The 26,475-nt window shown below is 64.9% G+C and carries 26 protein-coding genes; 8 read left to right on the top strand and 18 right to left on the bottom strand.

Features of this window, described 5'->3' with window-relative positions:
• Positions 1-2 precede the first annotated feature (2 nt).
• From PCA10_RS06870 to PCA10_RS06860, 3 genes are read right to left on the bottom strand one after another with little or no spacing between them, the layout of a single operon-like run.
• Positions 3-911 carry an acetaldehyde dehydrogenase (acetylating) gene (locus PCA10_RS06870; protein WP_016491317.1) on the bottom strand — a complete coding sequence of 303 codons (909 nt, stop codon included), beginning with the start codon at positions 909-911 and terminating at the stop codon, positions 3-5.
• 16 nt (positions 912-927) lie between these two features.
• Positions 928-1,719, bottom strand: coding sequence for a fumarylacetoacetate hydrolase family protein (locus tag PCA10_RS06865; protein WP_016491316.1), 792 nt, complete (start codon positions 1,717-1,719; stop codon positions 928-930).
• Positions 1,716-2,543, bottom strand: a complete 828-nt coding sequence (locus PCA10_RS06860) for an alpha/beta fold hydrolase (protein WP_016491315.1) — start codon at positions 2,541-2,543, stop codon at positions 1,716-1,718. Before PCA10_RS06860 ends, PCA10_RS06865 begins: the two co-directional genes overlap by 4 nt.
• Before the next feature lie 365 nt (positions 2,544-2,908).
• On the opposite strand from PCA10_RS06860, the gene PCA10_RS06855 reads away from it, so the two are divergent.
• A complete protein-coding gene (locus PCA10_RS06855; protein ID WP_016491314.1) occupies positions 2,909-3,682 on the top strand; it encodes an SDR family oxidoreductase in 774 nt (257 codons plus the stop codon).
• Positions 3,683-3,770: 88 nt separating this feature from the next.
• Here the strand turns inward: PCA10_RS06855 and PCA10_RS06850 are convergent, their stop codons facing one another.
• The 9 genes from PCA10_RS06850 to PCA10_RS06815 all read right to left on the bottom strand — a co-directional run bounded on the left by PCA10_RS06850 (position 3,771) and on the right by PCA10_RS06815 (position 11,825).
• Positions 3,771-4,214, bottom strand: a complete 444-nt coding sequence (locus tag PCA10_RS06850) for a nuclear transport factor 2 family protein (RefSeq protein WP_016491313.1) — start codon at positions 4,212-4,214, stop codon at positions 3,771-3,773.
• A complete protein-coding gene (locus PCA10_RS06845) occupies positions 4,211-4,600 on the bottom strand; it encodes a nuclear transport factor 2 family protein (protein WP_016491312.1) in 390 nt (129 codons plus the stop codon). The genes PCA10_RS06850 and PCA10_RS06845 overlap by 4 nt, the downstream gene beginning before the upstream one ends.
• Positions 4,601-4,610: 10 nt before the next feature.
• Entirely contained in the window at positions 4,611-5,813 is a 1,203-nt protein-coding gene (locus PCA10_RS06840) for an acetyl-CoA C-acyltransferase (protein ID WP_016491311.1), read from the bottom strand.
• 137 nt (positions 5,814-5,950) lie between these two features.
• Positions 5,951-6,412 (bottom strand): MaoC family dehydratase, encoded by a 462-nt coding sequence (locus PCA10_RS06835; protein WP_016491310.1) that lies wholly within the window; start codon positions 6,410-6,412, stop codon positions 5,951-5,953.
• 2 nt (positions 6,413-6,414) lie between these two features.
• The gene (locus PCA10_RS06830) at positions 6,415-7,197 is read right to left on the bottom strand and encodes an SDR family oxidoreductase (RefSeq protein WP_016491309.1); all 783 of its coding nucleotides are present in this window, start codon (positions 7,195-7,197) and stop codon (positions 6,415-6,417) included.
• A 14-nt stretch (positions 7,198-7,211) separates the two neighbouring features.
• Entirely contained in the window at positions 7,212-8,399 is a 1,188-nt protein-coding gene (locus PCA10_RS06825) for an acyl-CoA dehydrogenase family protein (protein WP_016491308.1), read from the bottom strand.
• Positions 8,396-9,553: an acyl-CoA dehydrogenase family protein gene (locus PCA10_RS06820; protein WP_016491307.1), complete on the bottom strand. Its 1,158-nt coding sequence runs from the start codon at positions 9,551-9,553 to the stop codon at positions 8,396-8,398. The genes PCA10_RS06825 and PCA10_RS06820 overlap by 4 nt, the downstream gene beginning before the upstream one ends.
• Positions 9,554-10,000: 447 nt before the next feature.
• A complete protein-coding gene (locus tag PCA10_RS30170; RefSeq protein WP_016491306.1) occupies positions 10,001-10,492 on the bottom strand; it encodes a hypothetical protein in 492 nt (163 codons plus the stop codon).
• Between the two features lie 182 nt (positions 10,493-10,674).
• Positions 10,675-11,825, bottom strand: a protein-coding gene (locus PCA10_RS06815; protein ID WP_144276949.1) for an IS3 family transposase whose coding sequence is annotated in 2 segments (ribosomal slippage) — positions 10,675-11,588 and positions 11,588-11,825 — 1,152 coding nt in all. Because the reading frame shifts where the segments join, the coding sequence is not laid out codon by codon here.
• 869 nt (positions 11,826-12,694) lie between these two features.
• Here PCA10_RS06815 and PCA10_RS06805 point away from each other — a divergent pair.
• The 4 genes from PCA10_RS06805 (at position 12,695) to PCA10_RS06790 (ending at position 15,812) form a co-directional block, all read left to right on the top strand.
• Positions 12,695-13,162 carry a BRO-N domain-containing protein gene (locus PCA10_RS06805; protein WP_016491303.1) on the top strand — a complete coding sequence of 156 codons (468 nt, stop codon included), beginning with the start codon at positions 12,695-12,697 and terminating at the stop codon, positions 13,160-13,162.
• The gene (locus PCA10_RS06800; RefSeq protein WP_016491302.1) at positions 13,159-13,404 is read left to right on the top strand and encodes a hypothetical protein; all 246 of its coding nucleotides are present in this window, start codon (positions 13,159-13,161) and stop codon (positions 13,402-13,404) included. Before PCA10_RS06805 ends, PCA10_RS06800 begins: the two co-directional genes overlap by 4 nt.
• 737 nt (positions 13,405-14,141) lie before the next feature.
• Positions 14,142-14,831, top strand: coding sequence for a GNAT family N-acetyltransferase (locus PCA10_RS06795; RefSeq protein WP_016491301.1), 690 nt, complete (start codon positions 14,142-14,144; stop codon positions 14,829-14,831).
• 306 nt (positions 14,832-15,137) lie between these two features.
• Positions 15,138-15,812 carry a MarC family NAAT transporter gene (locus PCA10_RS06790; RefSeq protein WP_016491300.1) on the top strand — a complete coding sequence of 225 codons (675 nt, stop codon included), beginning with the start codon at positions 15,138-15,140 and terminating at the stop codon, positions 15,810-15,812.
• Positions 15,813-16,042: 230 nt separating this feature from the next.
• Here PCA10_RS06790 and PCA10_RS06785 read toward each other — a convergent pair whose 3' ends face one another.
• The 4 genes from PCA10_RS06785 to PCA10_RS06770 all read right to left on the bottom strand — a co-directional run bounded on the left by PCA10_RS06785 (position 16,043) and on the right by PCA10_RS06770 (position 20,307).
• Positions 16,043-17,167 carry an agmatine deiminase family protein gene (locus tag PCA10_RS06785; protein WP_016491299.1) on the bottom strand — a complete coding sequence of 375 codons (1,125 nt, stop codon included), beginning with the start codon at positions 17,165-17,167 and terminating at the stop codon, positions 16,043-16,045.
• Positions 17,168-17,238: 71 nt separating this feature from the next.
• Positions 17,239-18,342: an extracellular solute-binding protein gene (locus PCA10_RS06780; RefSeq protein WP_016491298.1), complete on the bottom strand. Its 1,104-nt coding sequence runs from the start codon at positions 18,340-18,342 to the stop codon at positions 17,239-17,241.
• Complete coding sequence (aguB, locus tag PCA10_RS06775) at positions 18,339-19,253, bottom strand: N-carbamoylputrescine amidase (RefSeq protein WP_016491297.1); 915 nt, start codon at positions 19,251-19,253, stop codon at positions 18,339-18,341. The genes PCA10_RS06780 and aguB overlap by 4 nt, the downstream gene beginning before the upstream one ends.
• Before the next feature lie 4 nt (positions 19,254-19,257).
• The gene (locus PCA10_RS06770) at positions 19,258-20,307 is read right to left on the bottom strand and encodes an agmatine deiminase family protein (protein ID WP_016491296.1); all 1,050 of its coding nucleotides are present in this window, start codon (positions 20,305-20,307) and stop codon (positions 19,258-19,260) included.
• 133 nt (positions 20,308-20,440) lie between these two features.
• Between PCA10_RS06770 and PCA10_RS06765 the strand changes: the two genes are divergently transcribed.
• Entirely contained in the window at positions 20,441-21,325 is an 885-nt protein-coding gene (locus PCA10_RS06765) for a LysR substrate-binding domain-containing protein (protein WP_016491295.1), read from the top strand.
• Positions 21,326-21,494: 169 nt separating this feature from the next.
• Here the strand turns inward: PCA10_RS06765 and PCA10_RS06760 are convergent, their stop codons facing one another.
• Positions 21,495-21,917: a glycine zipper domain-containing protein gene (locus PCA10_RS06760; RefSeq protein WP_016491294.1), complete on the bottom strand. Its 423-nt coding sequence runs from the start codon at positions 21,915-21,917 to the stop codon at positions 21,495-21,497.
• 292 nt (positions 21,918-22,209) lie between these two features.
• Between PCA10_RS06760 and PCA10_RS06755 the strand changes: the two genes are divergently transcribed.
• Positions 22,210-23,967 carry an AMP-binding protein gene (locus PCA10_RS06755; protein WP_016491293.1) on the top strand — a complete coding sequence of 586 codons (1,758 nt, stop codon included), beginning with the start codon at positions 22,210-22,212 and terminating at the stop codon, positions 23,965-23,967.
• A gap of 12 nt (positions 23,968-23,979) precedes the next feature.
• Here PCA10_RS06755 and rlmE read toward each other — a convergent pair whose 3' ends face one another.
• Positions 23,980-24,600: a 23S rRNA (uridine(2552)-2'-O)-methyltransferase RlmE gene (rlmE, locus tag PCA10_RS06750; RefSeq protein WP_016491292.1), complete on the bottom strand. Its 621-nt coding sequence runs from the start codon at positions 24,598-24,600 to the stop codon at positions 23,980-23,982.
• 237 nt (positions 24,601-24,837) lie between these two features.
• Here rlmE and PCA10_RS06745 point away from each other — a divergent pair, with 237 nt between their 5' ends.
• Positions 24,838-26,475: an NAD(P)/FAD-dependent oxidoreductase gene (locus PCA10_RS06745; protein ID WP_016491291.1), complete on the top strand. Its 1,638-nt coding sequence runs from the start codon at positions 24,838-24,840 to the stop codon at positions 26,473-26,475.

Here is a 26,475-nt window from a genome sequence, read left to right as displayed (position 1 = left end):
AATCAGCGGGCGGGGAGCGTGAGGGCGCCCTTGTGGGCTTCTTCGGCGAACATCTCGGCGGTGCGCAGGCCGGCGGCGGTCATGATGTCCAGGTTGCCGGCGGACTTGGGCAGGAAATCCCCCAGCCCTTCCACCTCGATGAAGATCGACACCTTGCGGCCGTCGAACACCGGGCCGTTGATCAACTTGTAGCCCGGTACGTAGCGCTGCACCTCCTTGACCATGTGCAGCACCGAGGCGCGGATTTCCGCCTGGTCCGGCTCGCCTTCGGTGAGGCAATGGATGGTGTCGCGCATCATCAGCGGCGGCTCGGCCGGGTTGATCACGATGATCGCCTTGCCGCGCTTGGCACCGCCGATCTTCTCCACGGCGCCGGCGGTGGTGCGGGTAAACTCGTCGATGTTCTGCCGGGTGCCCGGGCCCACCGAGCGGGACGACACCGTGGCGACGATCTCGCCGTATTCCACCGGCTGCACCCGGGACACCGCCGCCACCATCGGGATGGTGGCCTGGCCGCCGCAGGTGACCATGTTGACGTTCAGCGCGAGGGTTTCGGCGTGCTCCTTGAGGTTGACCGGCGGCACGCAGTAGGGGCCGATGGCCGCCGGGGTGAGGTCGATCATGATCACCCCCAGCTCATTGAGCTTGCGGCTGTTCTCGGCGTGCACATAGGCCGAGGTGGCGTCGAAGGCGATGCGGATGTCGTCGTCCAGCACATGGGGCAGCAGGCCGTCGACGCCGCCCGCCGTGGTTTTCAGGCCGAACTCGGCGGCGCGTCTCAGGCCCTCCGAGGTCGGGTCCACGCCCACCATCCACACCGGCTCGATCCATTCCGAACGGCGCATCTTGATCAGCAGATCGGTGCCGATATTGCCCGGCCCGATGATGGCCGCCTTGAGTTTCTTGCTCATGATTGCTCCCCAGGAGTCAGTCGCGGAAGGACACCCGGGCGCTGCCCAGGCCCTCGATGGTCAGTTCGAAGCGGTCACCGGCGCGCGCCGGTTCCAGCGGCACCAGGGAGCCGGAGAGGATGATTTCCCCGGCCTTGAACGGAATGCCCAGCTCGCCCAGGGTGTTGGCCAGCCAGGCCACCGCCGTGAGCGGGTTGCCCTGCACCGCCGAGCCCAGGCCCTCGCTGATCTGCGCGCCGTTCTTGAACACGCGCATGTGCAGGTTGGGCAGGTCCAGCTCGCGCGGGTCCACCTGCTCGCGGCCGAGCACGAAGACCCCGCAGGAGGCGTTGTCGGCCACGGTGTCCTGGATGCGGATCTTCCAGTCGTGGATGCGCGAATCGACTATCTCGAAGCACGGCATCACGTAGTCGGTGGCCTCCAGCACGTCCTGCTCGGTCACGCCGGGGCCGATCAGGTTGTGCTTGAGCTTGAAGGCGATTTCGCCCTCGGCGCGGGGCTGGATCAGGCGGTTGGCGGCGAGGGAAATCTCGGCGCCATCGTCGAAGCGCATGTCACGGGTGATGAAGCCGAAGTCCGGCTGGTGCACATCGAGCATGCGTTGCACGGCTGCGGAGGTGACGCCGATCTTCTTGCCGACGATGGCGTCGCCCGCCGCCACCCGGCGCGAGATGGTGCGCAGGGAAATGCGGTAGGCGTCGTCGATGCCGATGCCCGGCCAGCGGCTGGTCAGGGGTTGCAGGGTGCTTCCGGCGACCAGCGCCTGGTAAAGCTCGTCGCCGTATTGACGGTGCAATGCCTCGTTCATGGTCGGCCCTCGGCGAGAAAGTCCAGGCAGGTGCGGTTGAACAGCTCGCGGTGCTCCACCATCACCCAGTGGCCGCATTCGCTGAGCATCACGAAGCGGATGTGGCGGCAGGCCTCCAGCAGGGTCTGGGCGCCGGAAGACGGGCAGAACTTGTCGTTCATGCCCCAGAACCCGAGGATCGGGCAGGCCAGCTCGGCCAGGCGCGCGGTCAGGTTCGGCACCTGCATGCTGCTGAGCACGCAGCGGGGTTGCTGCTTGACCACGGCGACCCGCTCGTTGACCGTTTCGTCGCTGATCAGGCTGGGGTCGAAGAGTTGCAGGGCGAGCAGGCGGCGCATGCCGGCGGCATCGTTCAGCTCGCCATTGGCGAAGGCCGCGCCCATCTTCTGGATGCCTTCCATCTGCAGGTAGTACTGCTCTTTTTCCATCAGCCCGCCGGGGGCCATCAGCACCAGGCGGCTGACGCGCTGGGGCGCATCCAGCGCCAGCTTGATGGCGATGGCGCCGCCCAGGGAGTTGCCCACCAGCACGCAGCGCTGGATATCCAGGGCGTCCAGCAGGCCGGCCAGGGCGCCGACGAAGAAGTCCAGGCTGTAGGTGGTTTCCGGCTTGTCGGAGGCGCCATAGCCCGGAAGGTCCGGGACTATCACCCGGTAGCCGAAGCTGGCGAAGGTCGGGTAGTTCTGCTTGAAGTTGCCATGGCCGCTGGCACCCGGGCCGCTGCCATGGATGAACACCACCGGCTCGCCCTCTCCCGCCTCGATGTAATGCAGTCGCAGGCCATCCGGCAGCGTGACGAAACGCCCTTGCGCTAACGCCCCCATGGGAATCTCCTCGGCTTGTTGTTGTGCCGGGATTATTCGGCGCGGCCTGTTGGGCAACATCGTCCGAGAGGACTAGCAGGTGGGGGCATTCGTAGGGTGGGTCACGCTTCACCGACCCACCATCGGTGCCGAACCGGGCTCCGTTTTCCCTGTAGGGGCGAATTCATTCGCCAAGCAGACCGCAGGTCTGCCCCAGAAGGCCCCGGGGCAGCTGCGCTGCCCTTGGCGAATGAATTCGCCCCTACAAAAGAAGCCGCCCCCTCAAGAACCCGGAGGGGCGCACCCGCCCTAGTCCCCTTGGACGTAGGCACCCCACCCCACTCGCCCTAGCCTGCCGCTATCGATCCTTCACAGACGAGGCAGCCATGGGCGACCCGATGGATTTCAGCGGCAAGGTGGTACTGGTAACGGGCGGCGGCAAGGGCGTGGGGCGTGGCATCAGCCAGCGCTTCCTGCAAGGCGGCGCCGAGGTGGTGATCTGCGGGCGCAACGCGCCGGACAGCCTGCCGGCCCACGGCGCCCACGAGGCTGTCTTCCTGCCCTGCGACGTGCGTGACCTGGAGCAACTGCAAGCCATGCTCGACACCATCGTGGAGCGCTTCGGCCGCCTCGACGTGCTGGTGAACAACGCCGGCGGCGCGCCCCATGCCGAAGCGGCCACGGCCTCGCCACGCTTCTCCGAATCCATCATCCGCCTCAACCTGCTGGCGCCCCTCAACCTCTGCCAGCTGGCCAACCGGGTGATGCAGGCGCAGCCACAAGGCGGCGCCATCATCAACATCTGCAGCGTCAGCGCCACCCGCCCCTCCCCCGGCACCGCCGCCTATGGCGCGGCCAAGGCCGGCTTGCTCAACCTCACCCGGTCGCTGGCCGTGGAATGGGCACCCAAGGTGCGGGTGAACGCGGTAACCGCCGGGCTGATCCTCACCGAACAGGCCGAACTGCATTACGGCGATGCCGCAGGCATGGCAAGGGTGGCGGCGGGTATTCCCCTGCAACGCCTGGCCACCCCGGGGGATATCGGCGATGCCTGCCTGTACCTCGCCTCGCCGCTGGCCAGCTATGTGAGCGGCGCGGATATCTGCGTGCATGGTGGCGGGGAGAAGCCGGCGTTTCTCGACGCCGCCGGGGTGAATTGAAAAAAGCCGATGGGTATCGCGTAGCTCAACCCATCCTACGACCTGCCACGTAGCACCCGTAGGATGTGGTTGAGCGAAGCGATACCCATCAATTGGAAGCAACCGACTCCACCACCGAATGCGCCCTGAACACCGTCTCGACGATCTTCCAGGCGCCATCGATGCACCGATACCGATCCTGGTAGACCCCGCCCAGCTGCCGGGTGGCGCCGGTTTCGGCATCGAGGTTGAAGTAGTACAGCGCCCAGCGCCCCAGCGCTTCGTCCTCCCCCGTCAGCTCGATCTCCGGGTTGGCGCCGTGGTGCAGGTCGATCACCCGCTCGTTGCAGGCCATCGACTGGTAGAGCGCGACAAAGCTGTCGCGCTCCCCGAACGTCCCCAGGGGGCCGTAGTCGATCACGATCGCGCCTTCGGCGAAGCACGCGCGGATCGCCTCCACCTCCTTCAGGTCACAGGCGTTGAAGTAGCAATGCTTGAGCAGGCGGATGGCCTCCAGCGCCTCCAACCGGGCCAGACGCTGCTCCAGGCTCACGACTGATCCCTTGGAACCACGTTGGCCTCGCCCCAGAAGGCCTTCATGGAACGGATGCGCCCCTCGGCGTCGAACTCCATCACATCGATCACCTGGATGGAGCACGGGCTGCCGTTCCAGAGGATATCCACGCAGAACGGCACCGCGCCGCTGCCGGCATGGCTGGCGGACACCGGCCCGGTTTGCCGGGCGCGGGCGTTGGCCTTGCCCAGGCCCTCGCGGTAGAAGCGGTCGATGGCGTCGATGCCCACATGCTGCGGGCTGCCCACCGGGTCTTCCACTGTGGCGTTTTCTGCGTAAAGCGCGCGGATGCCGTCGATGTCGCAGGCATCCACCAGCTCGATGTAGCGAGCCATGGTCTGTTGAACCTGTTGCGGACTGATCATTGCGTTCTCCTCATGCCACTTCGAACAGGGCGGCGGCACCCATGCCGCCACCGATACACATGCTCACCACCACGTAGCGCAGGCCACGGCGCTTACCTTCGAGCAGCGCATGGCCGACCATCCGCGCCCCGGACATGCCGAAGGGGTGGCCGATGGCGATGGCGCCGCCGTTGACGTTCAGGCGCTCGTCGGGAATCCCCAGCGCATCGCGGCAATGGATGACCTGGCAGGCGAAGGCCTCGTTCAGCTCCCACAGGCCCACATGCTCCACCGACAGGCCATGGCGCTTGAGCAACTTGGGAATGGCGAAGACCGGGCCGATGCCCATCTCGTCGGCAGCGCACCCCGCCACCGCCAGGCCCCGGTAAATGCCCAAGGGCTCCAGCCCACGGCGCGCGGCCTCCTGGGCGCTCATCAGCACCGAGGCGGAGGCGCCATCGGAGAGCTGCGAGGCGTTGCCGGCGGTGATGAAACGCCCGGCGCCGGTCCACTGGCCGCCCTGCCACACGGGCTCCAGGGCGCCCAGGCTTTCCAGCGTGGTATCGGCGCGGTTGCATTCGTCATGGCGCAGGGTCACCGACTCATGGCGGCTCTCGCCCGTGGCCTTGTCCAGCAGCAGCTTGTTCACCGTGAGGGGCGCTAGTTCGGCTTCGAACAGGCCGGCACTCTGCGCCAGCGCGGTACGCAGCTGGCTCTGGTAGCTGTAGGCGTCCTGCGCCTCGCGGGAGATGCCGTAGCGCGCGGCGACGATCTCGGCGGTTTCGATCATCGGGATATAGGCGCGCGGGTCCTGCGCCAGCACCGCCTCGGACTGGTTGCGGTAGCTGTTCTTGTGCTTGTTCTGCACCAGGGAGATGGACTCCAGGCCACCGGCCACGGCGATATCGATCTCGTCGCACATGATGCTCTTGGCCGCCAGGGCGATGCTCATCAGCCCCGAGGAACACTGGCGCTCCACCGCCATGCCGGCCACGCTGGGCGGCAACCCGGCGGCCACCGCGCAAAGGCGGCCGAGGTTGTAGGCCTGGGTGCCCTGCTGGGCGGCGGCGCCCATGATCACGTCGTCCACCTCGCCCGGCTCGATACCAGCACGGCGCAGCGCCTCGCGCACCACATGGCCACCCAGCAGCGGCGCCTCGGTGTCGTTGAAGGCACCCCGGAAGGCCTTGCCGATGGGGGTGCGGGCGGTGGAAACGATTACGGCTTCTTTCATGGATCACTCCGGATTCATCAATGCCCTGTAGGGGCGAATTCATTCGCCAAGGGCAGCGCAGCTGCCCCAATCGAGCCTTGCAGGGCAGGCCGCTGGCCTGCTTGGCGAATGAATTCGCCCCTACAAGAAGAGCGCGCTCACGCGGCGGGGTAATACCGGCTGATGGTGTCCACCACGCAGCCCGGCCGCTCCTCGCCCTCGATCTCCACGCTCACGCGGATGGTGGCCTGCACCCCGCCCTTCACCTCTTCGGCGGCAATCAGCTGGGCGCTGCCGCGCACGCGGCTGCCGGCACGGACCACATTGGGAAAACGCAGGCGCTCGCCGCCGTAGTTCACCCCCATGGCAATGCCGCGCACCTCGACTATCTGCGGCAGGAACAGGTTGACCAGCGCCAGGGTCAGGTAGCCGTGGGCGATGCAGGCGCCGAAGGGCCCGCTGGCGGCCCGCACCGGGTCCACGTGTATCCACTGGTGGTCACCGGTGGCCTCGGCGAACTGGTCGATGCGCGACTGTTCCAGGGTCAGCCAGTCGCTGTGGCCAAGTGGCTCGCCCACGCGCGTCAGCAGCGCAGCCGGCGTCTCGAAGATCATCGTCATGCTCAGGCCCTCTGGCTGGAAACCGACAGCACTTCGCCGGTCATGTAGGAGCTGTAGTCGCTGGCCAGGAACATCATCACGTTGGCCACTTCCCACACCTCGGCGGCGCGGCCGAAGGCTTCGCGGGAGGCGAGCTGGTCCAGCAGCTCCTTGGGGGCGGACCTTTTCAGGAAGTCGTGCAGGGCGATGCTCGGGCTCACCGCGTTGATACGAATGCCGTGCTCGGCCGCCTCCACCGCCGCGCAGCGGGTCAGGGCCATGACCCCGGCCTTGGCCGCGGCGTAGTGGCTCTGCTCCTTCTGCGCGCGCCAGCCGAGCACCGAGGCGTTGTTGACGATCACCCCGCGCTGGCGCTCGATCATCTTCGGCAGCATGGCGCGGGTCATGCGCATGGTGCCGGTGAGGGTCACGTCCAGCACGCGGTGCCACTCCTCGTCGCTCATCTCCACCAGCAGGCGCGAACCGCCCAGGCCGGCGTTGTTGATCAGCACGTCCACGCCTTCCAGCTCGCGCTCGGCGGCGGCCACCAGGGCCTGCACCTGCTCCTCCGAGGTGACGTTGCACACCTGGCCATGGACCTGCTCCAGCCCGGTGGCTTCGCGGATCTTCGCCGCCGCTTCCTGCAGGCGGCCCTCATGGATATCGCTGATCATCAGCGCCCGGCAGCCCTCTTCGGCGGCGCGCAGGGCGGCGGAAAAACCAATGCCGGCACCGGCGGCGGCGGTGATCAGCACCGACTTGCCGCGCAGCAGGCCATGGCCGGGAACGTAGGTTGGAATGCTCATGCAAGGTCCTCGGATCAGGCGCGCACGCGCGGCTCGCGGGGCATGCCCAGCGCGCGTTCGGCGATGATGTTGCGTTGGATTTCGTTGGTGCCGCCGTAGATGGAATCGGAGCGGCTGAACAGGAACATCGACTGCAGGCGGCCCAGTTGGTAGGGCGCGCCCTCCAGCAGTTCGGCGTCGGGGCCGAGCACATCCATGGCCAGCTTGCCGAGGGCCAGGTGCCAGTTGGCCCAGCACAGCTTGTAGATCATCGCCTCGCGGCGCAGCGAGCCATCCTGCGGGCCGGAGAGCATGCGCAGGGAGTTGTAGCGCAGGATGCGCAGCCCGCCCCAGGCCTCGGCGATGCGCTGGCGCAGCAGCGGGTCGCGCGCCGCACCATTGGCGCGGGCGATGCGGATGATTTCTTCCAGCTCGTTGTGGAACAGCATCTGCTGGCCCAGGGTGGACACCCCGCGCTCGAAGCCCAGCAGCGCCATGGCGATCTTCCAGCCATCGCCGGGGGCGCCGAGGAGGTTGTTGGCGTCGGTCAGCGCCTCGTCGAAGAACACCTCGTTGAATTCCGAGGTACCGGTGAGCTGCTCGATGGGCCGCACCGTGATGCCCGGCTGGTGCATGGGCACCAGGAGGAACGACAGCCCCTGGTGGCCGACGCTGCCCGGCGTGGTGCGGGCGATCACGAAGCACCACTCGGATTCATGGGCGAGCGAGGTCCAGACCTTCTGCCCGCTGATGCGCCACTGGCCGTTCTCCAGCACGGCGCGGGTCTTCACATTGGCGAGGTCCGAGCCGGCAGCGGGCTCGGAGTAGCCCTGGCACCAGAACTCGGTGCCGGCGACTATGCCCGGCAGCAGGCGGCGCTGCTGCTCAGGGGTGCCGAAGGCGGCGATGGTCGGCCCGGCCAGGCCCTCACCTATGTGCCCCATACGGCCTGGACCGCCCGCGCGGGCGTACTCCTCGTGAAAAATCACCTGCTGGCTGATGGAAAGCCCACGGCCGCCGTGCTCCGGCGCCCAGCCCACGCAGGTCCAGCCGCCTTCGGCGAGGCGGCGCTCCCAGGCTTTGCGCTCCTCGGGGAAGCTGTGTTCATCCCCCGGCCCACCGCGAAAACGCAGCGGCTCGAACTCGCCCCGCAGGTTGTCCGCCAGCCAGCCGGCCACGTCGCGGCGGAAGCTTTCGTCCGCCTCACTGAAACTGATCTTCATGGGTATTCCCCCAGGAGGGCGGCGGCGATGCGCTCGCGATGCCAGGACGGCGCGCCGAACAGGGCCTCGCTGGCCCGGGCGCGCTTGAAGTAGAGGTGCGGGTCGTACTCCCAGGTGAAGCCGACGCCACCGTGGAGCTGGATGGATTCCGCCGCGCACTGGAAGAACGCCTCCGAGCAGCGCGCCTTGGCCAGCGCAGCCGCCAGCGGCAGCTCGGCGGCGATGCGCTTGTCACCATTGAACGCCAGGGCTTCCTCGGCCACGCAGGCGGCATACCAGGCCGCCGAACGCGCGCACTCCACCTCCAGCATCATGTCGGCGGCGCGGTGCTTGATGGCCTGGAAGCTGGCGATGGCGCGGCCAAACTGCTGGCGCTCGGCGGTGTAGGCCAGGGTCAGGTCCAGGGCCTGCTGGGCACCGCCCACCTGCTCGGCGGCCAGGGCCACGCAGGCCAATTGCAGCACCCGCTCCAGCAACTCACCGCCCTGCCCCGCCGCGCCCAGACGGGCCTCGGCCGGCACCACGACCTGGCTGAAACTCACTTCGGCCAGCTTGCGGGTCTGGTCCAGGGTCGGGACAAGCCGACGGCTGATGCCGGGCGTATCAGCCGGCACCGCGAACAGCCCGATACCCTCGCGGCCACGGGCCGCGACTATCAGCAGCCCCGCGCTGTGGCCATCCACCACCTGGCGCAGGACTCCATCGATGACAAACCCAGCACCTTCGGCCCGCACGCTGGCCTGCACCGCGTCCAGGCCGCTGCGGTTGTTGCTGGCATAGGCCAGGGTCGCCGTTAGGCTGCCTTCGGCCAATTGCGGCAGCCAGTGCGCCTTCTGTTCGTCATTGCCCCCCAGCAGCAAGGCCGGGGTAGCGAGGCAAGCAGTGGAAAAGAAAGGGGAACAGAACAGGCGACGGCCCATCTGCTCCAATAGAATCGCCAGCTCGACAAAGCCGAGGCCAAGGCCACCGTACTGCTCGGGAATATGAATGGCCGGCCAGACCATCTCGCGGCATACGCGCTGCCAAAGCTCCGGGTCGTGCCCCAACGCAGTGGCCATCGCCGCCCGCACGGCGGCGGAATCGGAAACATCCGCGAGAAAACTCTCGGCGGACTCGCGGATCATCTCCTGCTCATCGCTGAATGCGAAATCCATAGGGCTGCCTGCTCATGACTCTCGGGGATCGGGAGCGAGTCTGGCGGCTTGTGCGGGGCGGGGAATCGTCCGGATGGACGACGGGGGTTAGGGGGGAGGTTAGAGGGGGTTGGTCGCCGTGTAGGTTGGGTAGAGCGGAGCGAAACCCAACGCGGGACCATGCAGACAATGACGAGCTGTTGGTCTGCGCGACGGGTATACCCCGGGCAGGAATTTTTCGAAGTGCGAAGGGACAGGTTAGCGCGGTAGGTTTAGGCCGCTATCGGCCAAAGGCGGGCGATTAGAGTAGAGAAAGTAAATCTATCCCCTTTCCGTCCCATAAGTGCTTCTGGCATACCTGCTAAAGGAAAAGCCCCCATCTGGGGGCTTAACACACGAGCAGAAGGCTCACTCGAACTTACGCCTACTGCTTGATGCCCATTCTATGTGGCCTACAGCCAAATGCTCTCAAGTAGCGCAACGCCTCCAATTCCAATCCCCACTTTCCACGCGGCTTGTGCGTGAAGAGTGCCCTATGTACAGGCCTTCCAATTTTGCTGCATCAACAATCTTAAGCTGCAGGGTTCCAAAGTATGCAAGCCGATCATTTTTATCGTACCACTCCCCCATGACGTACGAATTTTTTATCGTGGCAAACATACAATAGGTTCTACCTTTAGCGTCAAACTCTGCATACAGGTACTTCCCAAACTGCTTGATCTCTGTGTAGCTGTGCCTATCCGCAACATCTTTGAAGCTAGGGCTGTCTGGGGCTTCCCAGATCTGCTCCCACCTGCCTGAAATTTCAGGTGGTCGATCTCGGAAAAAGCCCCTAACAGGAACCCAGTGAAAGAATTTCACAAAATAGTGAGAGAGACTAAAATCCAGAAGAGTTTTTATAATAAAAATCGCACAGGGAGCGACAAGTCCAGTTGCAACAACGTTATAATCTATATTCATATTACGACACTAATTCAGCAATTCTTCAGATATTTTTGCCGATATTTCAGAAAGATCATTTACCAGCTTTCTAGCAAGTTTATTTTTCATCAGCGACTTCGCATGCGCTATTAGCTCCTCGCGCACCTCTTGGCTAAGAGTGAAGTCCATGTGCGAGAGCTCTGTGAATCGCCCCGGCTTTCCTAGACACTCTCCAAGCTCTGGAAATAACGCTTTTCAAACTCCACTGGCGATAGCTGCATAGCGCTGCTGTGCCGGCGTTTGGGGTTATAAAACATCTCGATGTAATCGAACACATCACTCCGGGCTTCTTCGCGGGTGCCGTAGGTTTTTCGTCGGATGCGTTCCCGCTTCAGCAACTGGAAAAAGCTTTCCGCCACCGCGTTGTCGTGGCAGTTACCGCGTCGACTCATGCTGCTGATCAGGTTGTTGGCCTTGAGGAAGCTCTGCCAGTCCGAGCTGCTGAACTGGCTGCCCTGGTCGGAGTGGATCATCACTTCCTGCTTGGGCTTGCGCCGCCACACCGCCATCAACAGGGCATCGATAGCCAGGTCGCTGCACATCCGTGGCTTCATCGACCAGCCGATCACCTGGCGTGAAAACAGATCCAGCACCACCGCCAAATACAGCCAGCCTTCATAGGTGCGGATGTAGGTGATGTCGGTGACCCAGACCTTGTTCGGTTCACTAACGTTGAATTGCCGCTCCAGGCGATTGGGCGAAGCCACCGTTGGCCGGCCGCCGTAATAGCCGGGGCGCCGCCGATAGCCGGTCTGTGAGCGCAGCCCTTCTCCTCGCATCAGGCGAGCCACGCGGTGCCGGCCACAGGACTCCCCCAGCTCACGCAGGTCGTCGTGAATCTTGCGATAGCCGTAGACCCCACCGCTTTCCAGCCAGGCATGTTTGATCAACCCGAGTAGGCGCTGATCTTCCTTGGCGCGTACGGATTTCGGCTCGGTCAGCCAGGCGTAGTAACCGCTGGGATGCACTTTCAGGGTCTGGCAGAGACGTCGAACCGGGTACTCCACCGACAGCTTGCTGATGAAGGCGTACTTCAGCCGGACTCCTTGGCAAAGTACGCGGCGGCCTTTTTTAGGATGTCTCGCTCTTCGGTCACTCGCTTGAGTTCGGCGCGCAGACGACGCAGTTCGGCCTGCTGATCGTCGTCTTGCTGCCGCTGCGCCTGGGGCTTGCCGTAGCGCTTGATCCAGGCATACAGGCTATGCACCGACATGCCTAACCGCGCTGCCACCTCGGCTACGGGGAGGCCGCGCTCGGTCACTTGTTTGACCGCTTCGATTTTGAATTCTTCGGGGTAACGCTGGTTGCTCATGGCACCTCCTAATGGGCCTCATTATGAGGCTTGGAGGTGTCTACGAAACTAGGGGCGATTCACAGCTCCTGTGTCGCTCTGGCTGTACTCCAGCTGAGTAAGCCCGCTTCGCTGGGAGCCACGACCATCCCATCCGCACACTCATCGCAACGCTTCGCGGGGCAGAGAAGTGGAGCGAGCCATCAGCCCCGGCTAGAGCTTGCTAGCGACTTGTTAGAACGAATCTGCTGATTGCCAAGGCGACTAAATGGTTTCGCTTCGACGTCGAAAAGAGGGTCTATACCCAGCTACCAACAGATGGGCGTAACGTCTGCCATGCTCAATTAGCTGTCACGATTGACACGCTCGCGATGACCGCTATTGGCCGATAACCGCCGCTCGAACGCGGCGTCTATCAGCCAGCTACATCCATTTGCAGTCCACCAATCCGTCCCCATGTAACGCCAAAGCACGAAACCAGTTGGTTTGACCAACATAATGGCGTCGTCCACACGGCCACCTCCTACAGATTTTTCCGACTCTCTTTCCCCTTCCCTACAGAGAACTTTCCCACACCCCATTAGCCTTGAGGCCCTACGCGCGCCCTGGCTAGTGTCCCTCCCCGTCACGGTCAATCCCGTGGCCGGGTTTGACAGCCTGACAGCGAGAGACGCGATTGCGCCTCAGAGGTGCATGCGGAAGCGGCGAACTGCTTCTGCAGGCTCTCGCTCGCATGCAGTTTTCAACTGCATTGATCTATGGCAGATCGCGTGGGGAGACCCTCGTGGTCTGCCGGGTTCTCTTGCCTCGGTCTGTCAACCCCGCGCGATCCGCCACCCTCGATGACAGCGCGGGTGGTGGAGTCTTCCTATCGCAAGAGGAGATTCGCCATGCACGACGCATACACCCCAATCGTTTTCTATCACCACCACCAGCGCCTGCGCGCGGTGATGGTCGACAACCAGCCCTGGTTCGTCGCCCATGACTTCGCGCGTCTAATCGGCCTCCCCGATGCCCAATCCCTGCTCCAGGCCCTGGAGCCCCACGAGCAGCAAACCCTCTGCCTCGGCTACACCCATGACTTCCACGAAGACGTCACCGCCATCAGCGATATCGGCGCCTACCGGGCGCTGTTCCAGTTCGGCGGGCCTGAGCATGAGGCTGTCGGCCGCTGGATCAGCGCAGTGCTGGTGCCAACGCTGCATGACTATCACCGGGTGCCGGATGCGGCGCCGCGCCGGAACGAGCTGAGCTATGAAGGCCGGCGGATTGGTGTGGTGCGCTGGCAGGGTGAGGTGTGGGTGGCCTGGCGGGATTTGCCGGCCTTTATGGTTAGCGGCAAGGAGGCGTCGGCATGAGCGAGGACCTTGATGAGCGGCGGCTGTGGGAGCTGGTGAATCGGCTGGATTCGCGGCTGAACACGGTGCGGGTGCTGGCTGAAGTCCTCCTGGACAATGCAGCGATGCGAGAGGGGATTCCCGGGCCCTATCTGGACAACGTCAAGGAGAGTGCGTTGATGGAGGCGGTGATCTATTTGTCCCGGAGCAACGAGAAGGATTTCTTGCGGTTGGCGAAGATGGAGAAGTTGCCGTTGGTGTGAGGTGAGGTGGGCCCCTCTTCCGGGTTGGGAGAGGGGCCTTTGTTTTGTTGGGGCAACGGGGTTGCCCTTTCGCGAATGAATTCGCTCCTACAGGGTTGGGGAGGAGTTTGGTGCGGGGGTTGTGTGCCGGCACCGGGGCAACGGGTTGCCCTTGGCGAATGAATTCGCCCCTACAGGGTTGGGGTGAGTTTGGCGTGGGGGAATCGCGAGCAGAGCTCGCTCCTACGGGGAGCTGCGATTGAAATCGCCCCTACAGGGGTGGGTGCGCGCGGGGGATTGTGTGCCGTCCCGGGGCAACGGGTTGCCCTTGGCGAATGAATTCGCCCCTACAGGGTTGGGGGGAGTTTGGTGCGGGGGTGATCGCGAGCAGAGCTCGCTCCTACGGGGAGCTGCGATTGAAATCGCCCCTACAGGGGTGGGTGCGCGCGGGGGATTGTGTGCCGTCCCGGGGCAACGAGTTGCCCTTGGCGAATGAATTCGCCCCCACAGGGTTGGGGTGAGTACGGCACAGGGGATGTGTGCCGGCACCGGGGCAACGAGTTGCCCTTGGCGAATGAATTCGCCCCTACAGGGTTGGGGTGAGTTTGGCGCGGGGGGGTTCGCGAGCAGAGCTCGCTCCTGCGGGGAGCTGCGATTGAAATCGCCCCCACAGGGTCTCAAAACGTTTGGTGCTTGCGGGCGTTACAATGGCGACCGCGCCGATCCCCCGGATCGGGCACGCCCGGAGCCCGCTTCAGATGTTCACCCTTGTAAACCTGGATACATCGCCGCCCGAATCGCTGAAGAGTCAGGTTCTGCAAATGGTGGTGGACTACTTCAGCGACATCAGCCCGGTGCCGCTCACGCCCAGCAATCCGCTCTATCAGCTGTATCAGTACGTGATCGGCTTTGAAGTGCACCTGTATCTGCAGGGCATGGACAGCGCCGTGGACAGCAGCGCGCGGTTGATCCTGGCCCTGGATGATGAAGACCCCTCCCAGGTGCTGGGTTTTGCCCTGTACCTGCCGAGCCAGGATGATGCCGAGGCCTGCACCCTGGCCTATATGGCCGTCGCGGCCAGCCACCGCCGGCGCGGTATCGCCCGGGCCTTGTTGCAGCGGGTGACCCTGCATCGGCCCCACGTCGAGCTGGCCTGCGTGGCGAGCAAGGTGCCGGCCTTCGAGGCCATGGGGTTCCAGGTACTGGCCGCGCAGGGGCCGCAGGTGCTGCTGAACACCCGCGACCACCGCTCGGACGGCATGGTGGCGGTGCAGGACCTGGCCCCGATCTACCAATCCAAGGAAGTGCGGCAGATCCACGCCTACCTGGTGAAGCAACATGGCCAGAAGGCCATGCGCGAGGCCGAGAACAAGCGCGACCGCCTGCTCGACCAGCTGGCCTATCAGGCCCAGGTGTTGGTGAAAGAGCGTTTCCCCACGATTCACTGATGGCCAAAGGGGCAGTAGGTCGGGTGGATGTCGCGTTTCACCTCCACCCATGGAGCCCGCCGAATCATGGGCGGGGGACCGGTGAGGCCTGCTTGCCTTTGGGGCAACGCGTTGCCCTTGGCGATTGAAATCGCCCCTACAGGAGTTCGGGGTTGTTCGCGAGCAGAGCTCGCTCCTACGGCGGTGTGTCGCCCAGGCTTCACCATCGCCCTGCTTGTCTATATTGAGACGACGCTGCCGACGCGGATCGTTTCCGCTGCCGGCACTCGCGGGGGATCCGCCAGAACAGTTTAAGGATGGCTGGGCATGGGTGATTTATTCGACGTAGTTGTGTTGGGGCTGCTGGCCTTGCTGCCCTTGATAAACCCACCCACGACAGTGGCGCTGTTCCTGACGCTCTCCCAAGGGCTTGGCCGCGAAGAGAAGAACCAGCAGGCGCTGCGCACGGCGATCAATGTCTTCGTCATCATGACGCTCGCCTTCTATGCGGGCGAACTGATCATGGATGTCTTCAATATTTCCATACCGGGTTTGCGCATCGCTGGTGGCGGAATCCTGATAATCATTGGTTCACGTATGCTCTTCCCTCAGCCTTCCCAGCCAACCACCGCCAACAACGACGGGGCGCAACGCGCCAACTTTTCCTTCATCCCGCTGGCCATGCCCAGCACGGCAGGGCCGGGCACCATCGCGCTGATCATCAGTGCTTCCGCCACCTTCAAGTACAACACCACCTTTCCAGCCTGGGTATTGGTGGTAGCGCCGCCACTGATCTTCCTTTCTACCGCGCTGATTCTCTGGGGTTGTTTGCGCGCGTCAGAGCTGATCATGAAAATGACCGGCCCGTCAGGCATCGATGCCATCTCGCGCATGATGGGTTTTTTGCTCGTGTGCATGGGGGTTCAGTTCGCCATCAATGGCTCGGTAGATATCGCGCAAACCCTCATCAATAACAACGCTCAGCTATTCCGCCATCCATAGTTTCCGTTCGCGAAGCTCCCATGGTCCGGTCCGCCATTTTTGGGGGCGGTGCTCGGATTCGATGGGTATCGCGGGCTCAACCCATCCTACGGGGCTGTGCCTGCGGGGAGATTCCCATGTAGTTGTGGGGGCGAATTCATTCGCTGACCGGACCGCAGGTTCGGCCGTCTCGATTCCATGGGGCAACGCGTTGCCCTTGGCGATTGAAATCGCCCCCACAAGGTCATACCTCAGGTGCGCGGCAGGTTCTTGGTGACGCAATGAATGCCGCCACCGCCGGCGGCGATGGGGTCGATATTGACCTGTTCCACCACCCGGCCCGGATAGAGCCTGGTCAGCAGGTCCTTGCAGTACTTGTCCGCCGCCGCGTCGCCGAACTGCGGGGCGATCACCGCGCCGTTGATCGGCAGGTAGTTGATGTAGCCGGGTGCGAAATCCGGGTTGCCCTGGGTGTACTGGTTGTTGCGCTTGGTCAGGGGCGGCGGCAGGGTGTGGACCACCAGCTTGCGGCCGTCGGCGTCGGTGGCGCTCTTGAGGATCTCCAGGTGCTTGCGGGTCACGGCGTAGTCGTAGGACTTGGGGTCGTTGTCGAGGTTGGCGATCACCACGCCCGGCTGGACGAAGCGCGCATAGAAGTCGACGTGGGCATCGGTGATGTCCTTGTCCTTGATGCCCGGCAGCCAGATGATCTTGCGCAGGCCGAGGTTGGCCTTCAGTTCGGCTTCGATCTGCGCCTTGCTGAGCCCTGGGTTGCGGTTGCTGTTGACCCAGCAGCTCTCGGTCATGATCGCGGTGCCATGGCCGTCCACCTCGATGCCGCCGCCCTCGCCCACCAGGGCGCTGCGGATGTAGGCGGCTTCCATTTCGTAGCTCAGCGGATCGGCCACGGCGGTGTCGTTGGCCGAGGTCTGCTTGCCGCCCCAGCCGTTGAAGTTGAAGTCCACCAGGCCCAGGCCACCGGCGCCGTCCACCACGAAGCAGCCGCCGTAGTCGCGCACCCAGACGTCATCCAGCGGCATGGTGAGGAATTCGATGTTGGTGGTGCCGCATTTGCTCTTGGCCTGGGACAGCTGGCTGGCCCGGCACAGCACGGTCACCGGCTGGTATTTGGCGATGGTCTTGGCCAACAGGGCGATGCAGTTGTTCACCGCGCCCTCCCAGCCCTGCCAGACCTTTGAGGAGGCGGCGAAGGCGAGGATCACCCGCTCCTGCGGGCCGTGTTCGTCGGGCATGTACCAGCTCGCGGCCAGGGCGGCCGGCACGCGGGCCGCGCCGAAACCGAGGCCGAGGGAGGCAACGGCGCCGACACCGCTGGCCGCCATCAGCTGCTTGATGAAGTCACGACGTGTAGACATGGAAGGTCCTCTGTTGGGTGGGCGAGTGGATCGCGGCGGCACCCGCTTGCGGGCGCCGCGTCCTGTGCGGATCAGTCGTGGATGGCGGTCTTGAAGGTGGTCCAGGCACGCATGCGCGCACGCATGTCGCGCTGGGGGATGTCCTTGCCGGGAATCAGCCGCGCATAGGTGGCCTCGTCGACATAGATATCCGGGTTGTTGCGCATGTCGGCGGCCACCATGGGTTTGGCCTTGGCGCTGGAGGTGGGGTAGCCGGTAGCGTTGCTGATGGCCGCCATGTTTTCCGGGCGCATGATGAAGTTGATCAGCGCGTAGGCGTATTCCGGATGCTGGGCGTCGGCCGGGATCGCCATGGTGTCCATCCACACGGTGGTGCCCTCGGAGGGGATGCGGTACTGGAAGCGCTCCGGCTTGCCGGCCTCGTCGGCGGCCCGTTGCGCCTGGGTCATGTCGCCGCTGTAGCCGAGGGACAGGCAGATGTCGCCGTTGACCAGCTGGGTGACCGGCTGCGACTGGAACTTGCGGATGTACGGCTTGATGCCCTTGAGCAGCGCAACCGCCTCGGCCAGCTCATCGGGCTTGCTGCTGCGCGGGTCGTGGCCGAGGTAGTTGAGCACCACGGCCAGCACTTCGTCGGGCGAGTCGATCATCGAGATGCCGCAGTCGGCGAACTTCGCCGCCAGCTCCGGCTTGAAGATCATGTCCAGGCTGTTGACCGGCGCATCGGCCAGGCGCTTTTCGATCAGCGCCTGGTTGTAGGTCAGGCCGATGGTGCCCCAGGTGTAGGGCACGGTGGCGTGCCGCGAGTAGGGGTACTTGGTCTGCAGGTTGCGCAGGCCGGGCTCGATGTCGCCGAGGTGCTCCAGCTTGGCGGTATCCAGCTTCTGCAGGGCGCCGGCGCGCATCAGGCGCTCGGCCACCGTGTCGCCGGGGAAGATCAGGTCGTAGCCGCTGTGGCCGGACATCATCTTGGCTTCCAGCGTTTCGCTGCTGTCCATCACGTCGTAGATGACCTGGATGCCGGTTTCCTTGCTGAAGGCCGCGAGGGTTTCCGGGGCGAAGTAGTCGGCCCAGTTGTACAGCCGCAGGACTTTTTCCTCGGCCTGGGCGGTGAGCTGCGCACCGAGCAGAACAACGCTCAGCGAACCGATCAGGAGCTTTTTCATGGCGTTCATGTGCGGTCTCCCTGGCGCTGCCAGCGTACGTGGGTTTGACGGCCATCCAGGCCCAGCAGCGGGCCATACATTTCCGGGCGACGGTCGCGGTAGATGCCCCAGTTCAGTCGCTCCTCGCGCATCAGGCCGAGGTCGAGCCGCTGCACCAGCACGCGGGTGTCGTCACGGCCGGCCTCGGCCAGCAACTTGCCCTTGTGATCGGTAATGAAGGACGAGCCGTAGAAGCGCATCTGCAGTTCCGGATCGGTGGTCGCCACTTCATGGCCCACGCGATTGGCGGCGATCACCGGGAGGATGTTGGCCGCGGCATGGCCGCGCTGGGCCATTTGCCAGTGGTCTCGCGAATCCAGCTCGGCCGCTCCCGGCTCGGAGCCGATGGCGGTGGGATAGAGCAGCACCTCGGCGCCCATCAACGCCAGGCAGCGGGCGGTTTCGGGGAACCACTGGTCCCAGCAGATCCCCACGCCAATGCGGCCGAAGGCGGTGTCCCAGACGCGGAAGCCGGTATCGCCGGGGCTGAAGTATTCCTTCTCCTGGTAGCCGATGGCGTTGGGGATGTGGGTCTTGCGGTACACGCCCAGCAAGGTGCCGTCGGCATCGGCCACCGCCAGGGAGTTGAAGTAGGCGTTGCCGGCACGCTCGAACCAGCTGAGCGGCAGCACCACGCCCAGCTCGCGGGCGAGGTTGGCGAAGCGCTTGAGCACGCGGCTCTGGCCGTATTCCTCGGCCAGGGCGAGGTGCTTGTGGTGCTGCTCGATGCAGAAGTACGGCGTGGCGAACAGCTCTTGCAGCAGGATCAGCTGCGCGCCCTTGGCGGCGGCTTCACGCACCAGTTGCTCGGCCTGGTCGAGGTTCTTGCCCAGGTCCCAGCTGCAGGGGAACTGGGTGGTGGCGACAGTGAGGATGCTCATGCCATCACCCCTTCAGCGGCCAGGCCGGCTGTTGCTGGGTGATGCAGTGCACACCGCCGCCGCCATGGGCCAGCTGGTTGATTTGCACCGGCACCACTTCGCGGCCGGGGAAGGCCAGGCGCAGGGTGGCCGCCGCTTCGTCGTCGGCGGCGATGCCGTAGGCCGGCATGATGATGGCGCCGTTGGCGATGTAGAAGTTGGTGTAGGAGGCGCAGAACACCTCGGCGTTCGGGTCCACCGCCTCGCTGGCCTCGTACAGTTCGAGCATCTCGAAGCGGCGGCCCTGGGCGTCGGTGGCCAGCTCCAGGGCGCGGCGGTTCTCCCGCGCCACCTTGGCGTAGGTCGAGGACGAATCGCGGGTGGCGTCCAGCAGCAGCGCGCCTGGGCGGGCGAAGGCGCACACGCCGTCCACGTGGCCGTCGGTCATGTCGCCGGTGACGTAGTCCGGGTCGCCCGGCAGCCAGATGGTTTTCTTCACCCCCAGCAGGCGGGTGAAGATTTCCTCCATTTCCACCTTGCTCATGCCGGGGTTGCGGTTGCTGTTGAGCAGCACGGACTCGGTGGTGATCAGGGTGCCCTGGCCGTCGACATGGATGGCGCCGCCCTCGTTGGTCAGCACCGTGTCGAAGCACTCCATGCCGAGGTGGCCGAGCACGCGCCGGGCCAGGCTCTCGTCGAGGTCGAAGGCGGACTTGCCGCCCCAGGCGTTGAAGCGCCAGTTGACCCCGGCGACGCCCAGGGTGGGATGGCAGACGAAGCTGGGGCCGGAGTCGCGGCACCAGCTGTCGTTGATCGCCAGTTCGATCAGCTCGACGTTGGGTCCGCAAAGTTCGCGGGCACGCTCCACGGCCGAGGGGTCCACCACCATCTTCACCGGTTCGAAGCGGGCGATGGCGTTGGCCACCCGGGCGAAGTCCACCTGCACCTCGGCCAGCGTCACGCCCCAGCCGTTCTCCCAGAGCGCCCGGTTGTGGGGGAAGGCCATCCAGGTGGCGGCATGTTGGACCCATTCGGCGGGCATGACCCAGCCGTTCTGCGCATCATTCAGTTGCATACAAGTGCCTTGAGTTCAGATTTTGTTATCAGCGAAAACCGAGGCCTCGGTAGTTGATTGCATGCTAGGCCTGTAAAAATGCGGGAACAAACGATAGATTTTGCGGATCACTGATTAGCAAGGCTTATCGATCATGCTGAAACACTGGCCACCCCTGAATGCCCTGCGCGGCTTCGAAGCCGCTGCTCGCCTCGGCAGCTTCCACAAGGCCGCCGAAGAGCTGCACCTCACCCAGTCGGCCATCAGCCAGCAGATTCGCAGCCTGGAAAGCTTTCTCGAACAGCCGCTGTTCTTTCGCAACGGCCGCAGCGTGGCGCTGACCGATGCCGGCTTCGACCTGCTCAGCACCACCCAATCCCTGTTGCAGCAACTGGCCGTGGGCATCCGCCGCCTCGACCAGTACCGCAAGCCCAATCAGTTGGTGGTCAACACCACCCCGGCCTTCGCCCGTCATTGGCTGGTGCCGCACCTGGCGGATTTCCACCGGCGCCACCCGCAGGTGGACCTCTGGCTGCTGACCACCGACGAGACGCCGGACATGGCCACCCAGACCATCGACATCGCCGTGCGCGACGACCTCAGCGCACAGGCCGAATGCAGCCTGCGCGTGCTCCTGGAAGACCGCCTCTACCCCGCGTGCCACCCCGGCCTGCTGGAGCTGCCGGCGAATGCGCGGACGACCCTGCATGGCGAGCGCGAGATGGACTGGAGCCATTGGCAGGTGCAGGGCGGCGCCGACATCGGCCAGCAGAGCCAGGGGCTGAATTTTTCCGATCCCGGCCTGCTGCTGGATGCCGCCAGCCAGGGGCTGGGCATCGCCCTGGTGAGCCAGTTGCTGGCCGGGCGCGCGCGGGATCAGGCGCTGCTGGTGCCCCTCACGGAGCAGACCGTGCGTGGCCCGAACTGGAGCTGGCTGGTGCACCGCGACAGCGAGGGCGACCCGCTCACCCGCAGCTTCTGCACCTGGCTGGTGGAGGCGCTGGAGAAGCAGGCCGTCCGACAGATGATCCCGGCCTAACCGGGGGCCATGACGGGGCAGGCCCTGATTGCCCTGCCCGCTGACACCGGTCGTGCCCCTACCCCAGCACCCTGCGTACCCACCATCCCTCCACAGCCAACCCCGCAATCGCACGCTGAAAAGCAAAAGCCCGCCAGGAAGGCGGGCTTGCGGGTAACGACCGCTGGGGTCAGTCGTGATGCTTGTGCTTGTGTTTACGCTTGTGGCTGGCCTTGTGGTTGTCGTGGTGGTCGTCGTCATCGGCCAGGTTGTTGCCGATGGCGCTGCCGGCAGCGCCACCCAGGCCGGCGCCGATTGCGCCACCGGTGGCACCGCCCACGCTGTTGCCGAGCACCTGGCCACCGGCCGCACCGAGGCCACCGCCGATAGCCGCTTCGGTCTTCTTGCCATCCTTCGCGCTCACCGCGCCGCCCGCCGCGCCGCCGAGGCCGGCACCGATGGCCGCGCCGGTGCTGCCGCCGACGGCCTGGCCCACCACGCTCCCCAGGGCCCCACCGACGCCACCGCCGACCGCCGTGTTAGTGGTTTCGCCGGCGACTACGTACTGGGACGCCAGGATGCTGAAAGCAAGTGCGGAGAATGATTTGCGCATGGTTGCTAGCCTCGATTGGAACGGAATGAGGTGAATTCTGGCGGATGCGCAGCAGCCGGACAACGCACGTCCGGCTGTTCATGGACCTGGGTCAACAGACGGCCCACTAGCGCTACCGCCTATCGAGCAACCTGGCGTCGAAGCCGTGGTTGCAGCCGATCCCAGCTCGTTCAGCGCACGCGCAAAGGCCTCGTCGAACCTCTGAGTCACTACCGCAGGTTCTTAACATTTGTTAATGCCGCCCCTCCCATGGCCTGCACAGAATCGAGAAAACAATCCGCAGGAACCTGCCATGCTCCCTCCTCCTCGTGCGAAAACCGTCTACGAGCTGCTGCAAGCGTCTGCCAGTGCCCATCGTGACAAACCGGCACTGACCTACCTCAGCGACCTGAGTCCAATCGAGGGGCAGCAGGTGAGCTATGGCGAGCTGCTGGCCAACACCCACCGCGCGGCGCGGCTGATTCTCGACCTTGCAGGCAGCCGTAAACCGGTAGTCTCGCTGCTGCTGCCGAACATTCCCCAGAGCCAGTACCTGCTCTGGTCCGCCGCCTGCGTCGGGGTTGCCAACCCGCTCAACCCGCTGCTCTGCGAGGATGCGCTGTACAACCTGATGCTGAAGGCGAACACCGAGCTGATCTTCGTACTCGGACCGATGCCCGGTTCCGACCTTTGGCAAAAGACCCTGAACGTTGCCCGACGCCTGCCACACCAGCCCAAATGCGTGTCGGTCGTGACCGCGGGGGGCGACTTCAGCTTCGAGGCATTGCTGGACAACTACAGCGCCGCCGAGCTGGAGGCACAGTTGCAGCCGCAGGCCGACGACATCGCCGCCTACTTCCACACCGGCGGCACCACCGGATTGCCGAAACTGGCCTGCCACACCCACGCCAATCAGGTGGCGGCAGCGCACGCCTATGTGCGTTGCATGGCCGCCAGTTCCGCTGACGTGGCGCTCAACGGCTTGCCGCTCTTCCACGTCGCGGGCGCCCTGGTGAACAGCCTGGGCGGAATCGCCAGCGGCTTGCACATGCTGTTGCCGACCCTCGCAGGCTTCCGCAATCCAGAGGTGATCCAGCGTCACTGGCAACTGGTCGAGCGGTACGGCATCACCATCAGTGGCGGCATCCCGACGTCGGTTGCGGCCATGCTCGAGGTCCCCCTTGGCGGCCATGACATCAGCTCGCTGCGTTTAATGATCTCGGGCGGCGCACCGGTGCCGGCGGCACTCTGCGAACAGCTTCGCGCCATGACCGGGCTGAATCTGTACCAGGCCTATGGCATGACCGAGGCGGCCGGCGTCATCACCTTGCCCAACCTCGAATGCCCCTCCATACCCGGCAGCGCTGGCCACGTGAGTGGCGCGATCGAGGTTCGGATAGCCGGCAACGGCGAGATCTGCGTGCGTGGTCCGACCGTCTTCCCCGGTTACCTGGGACACGGCGAAAACCCGCTGGAGGACGGCTGGCTCCGCACCGGTGACCTGGGGCGCCTGGACGACCAGGGCAACCTCTTCATCACCGGAAGGGCCAAGGACCTGATCATCCGCAGTGGCCACAACATCGACCCGGCGCTGATCGAGAACTGCCTGGAGTCCCACCCCCAGGTGTCGCTGGCCGCCGCCGTCGGCATGCCCGACGAATATGCAGGGGAACTACCGGTGGCCTTCGTGCAGCTGCGCCGGGGCAGCCTGGCCAGGGTTGACGAGCTGCTCGCGTACGCCCTTGAACACATGGCCGAACGCCCGGCCTGCCCGAAACGGATTTTCCTGCTGGAGCAATTACCGGTCACGGCGGTGGGCAAGATCATCAAGCACCGCCTGCGCGAGCTGGCGGCGGCGCACGCGTACAACGAACGCGCGGAACAGCGGGGGCTTCGGCTCACCGTCGAGGTGAACCAGCAAAGCGATGGCAGCCTCGTACTCAACCTCGAAAACGTGCCGGTGGAACATCGAGGCTGGTGTGCGGAACAGGCCGAACGCCTGGGGCTGCGGTGGGATGCAGGAGCAAATGCCCCTGAACGGGGCATTGCGCGAGATGCGAGGCCGGAGTAGCTAGTGGGCGCCTCAGCCCTTGAAGCCCTTGCCCACCAGGTAGACCTCCCGCGAGCGCGGTCGGGAAGCTTCCGGCTTGCGGATCACCACCTTCTCGAAGGAGGTGCGCACATCCTTCAGGTACTCGTCTGAGCCTTCGCCCTGGAAGACCTTGGCCAGGAAGTTGCCGTTGGGCTTGAGCACCTGGCGGACCATGTCGAGGACGAGCTCCACCAGGTACATGGAGGAGGCCTGGTCGGCGGCGGCCACGCCACTGATGTTGGGGGCGATGTCGGAGATGATCAGGTCGGGCTGGCGGCCGGCGAGCAGGTCGAGGATCTGCTGGAACACGGCGTCGTCGGTGAAGTCGCCCTGGATGAAGTCGACGTTGTCGAGCGGGTCCATCGGCAGGATGTCGCTGGCGATCACCCGGCCATTTTCGCCGACGAGCCGGCCGGCCACCTGCGACCAGCCACCGGGGGCGGAGCCCAGGTCCATGATCAGCATGCCGGGGCGGATCAGCTTGTCCTTCTCGTTCAGCTCGATGAGTTTGTAGCTGGCACGGGAACGCAGGCCATCCTTCTGGGCCCGTTTGACGTAGGGATCGTTGACGTGTTCATCCAGCCAGCGGCGGCTGCTTTTGGATCGTTTCATGGGAGAGCCAACAGGGAGAATCGAAGTGGGGAGCGCACCAACGAATAGGACGGAACGCAAGCGATTGGGCGCAAAGTGGCGGCGATTATAAGCCGATAACGCCGCCCAGGTTAAATCCGCCGGGCGGGTGCCCCATCGGGCCAGGCCTGACAGGGGGGGGCGGCGGCGGCTACAATTGGCGGCTTACCCCCTCCCCTATTGCTTCCTTTGCCGGAGTCACCGGCCAGGATTACCGCCATGATTCGCATCAACGAACTGTCCCTGCCCCTCGATCACTCCGCCGATGAACTGCGCCAGGCCATCGTCCAACGCCTGAAAATCAGCGATGCCGACCTGCTGAACTTCACCGTGTTCAAGCGCAGCTACGATGCCCGCAAGAAGAACAGCGTCATCCTGTTCATCTACATCATCGACCTGGAGGCCCGCGACGAGGCGGCGATCCTGGCGCGCTTCAGCGACGACCACAACGTGCGCCCGGCCCCGGACACCAACTACTACCCGGTGGGCCAGGCCCCGGCCGACCTCACCGAGCGGCCGCTGGTGGTGGGCTTCGGCCCCTGTGGCCTGTTCGCGGCGCTGCTGCTCGCGCAGATGGGCTTCAAGCCCATCGTGCTGGAGCGCGGAAAGGACGTGCGCAGCCGTACCAAGGACACCTGGGCGCTGTGGCGCAAGAAGGTCCTGACCCCGGAATCCAACGTACAGTTCGGCGAAGGCGGTGCCGGCCTGTTTTCCGACGGCAAGCTCTACAGCCAGATCAAGGACCCGAAGTTCTACGCCCGCAAGGTGGTGCACGAGTTCGTTCGCGCCGGCGCGCCGGAAGAGATCATCTACGTGAGCAAGCCGCATATCGGCACCTTCCGCCTCACCGGTGTGGTATCGGCCATGCGCGAGGAAATCATCGCCCTCGGCGGCGAGGTCCGGTTTGAAAGCAAGGTGACCGAGCTGCTGATCGACGATGGCCAGCTCGAGGGCGTGGTGCTGGCCAATGGCGAAACTATCCACAGCCGCCATGTCGTGCTCGCGCTGGGCCACAGTGCCCGCGATACCTTCCGCATGCTGCACCGCCAGGGCGTGTTCATGGAGGCCAAGCCCTTTGCCGTGGGCTTCCGCATCGAGCACCCGCAAGGCCTGATCGACCAGGCCCGGCTGGGCAAGTACGCCGGCCATCCGGAGCTGGGCGCCGCCGACTACAAGCTGGTGCACCACGCCAAGAACGGCCGCGCCGTCTACAGCTTCTGCATGTGCCCGGGCGGCACCGTGGTAGCGGCCACCTCCGAGCCGGAGCGCGTCGTGACCAATGGCATGAGCCAGTACTCGCGCAACGAACGCAATGCCAACGCCGGCATAGTCGTGGGCATCAACCCGGAGCAGGATTTCCCCGGCGACGCGCTGGCCGGCGTGGAACTGCAGGAGCGCCTGGAGTCCCACGCCTATGTGCTGGGCGGCAGCGATTACTGCGCCCCCGCGCAGCTGGTGGGCGACTTCATTCGCGGCGTGCCGTCGAGCGAATTCGGCGAGGTGGAACCCTCCTACAAGCCCGGCGTGCGCCTGGGCGATCTGGCGCCCTCGCTGCCGGACTACGCCATCGAGGCCATCCGCGAGGCGCTGCCGGCCTTCGGCAAGCAGATTCGCGGCTTCGATCGCCCCGACGCGGTGCTCACCGGTATCGAGACCCGCACCTCGTCCCCGGTGCGCATCACCCGCGACCACGAGACGCTGCAGAGCCTCAACCTGCGTGGCCTGTACCCGGCCGGTGAAGGCGCCGGATATGCCGGCGGCATCCTCTCGGCGGGCGTGGACGGCATCAAGGTCGCCGAAGCCCTGGCCAAGTCGCTGCTGGCCGGGCTGAACCAGACCGAAGCGCAGACCCACTGA

Source organism: Pseudomonas resinovorans NBRC 106553, assembly GCF_000412695.1.
GTDB lineage: Bacteria > Pseudomonadota > Gammaproteobacteria > Pseudomonadales > Pseudomonadaceae > Metapseudomonas > Metapseudomonas resinovorans_A.
Note: the sequence above shows the minus strand (reverse complement) of the source record. Positions and strands in the feature narration are given on the sequence as shown.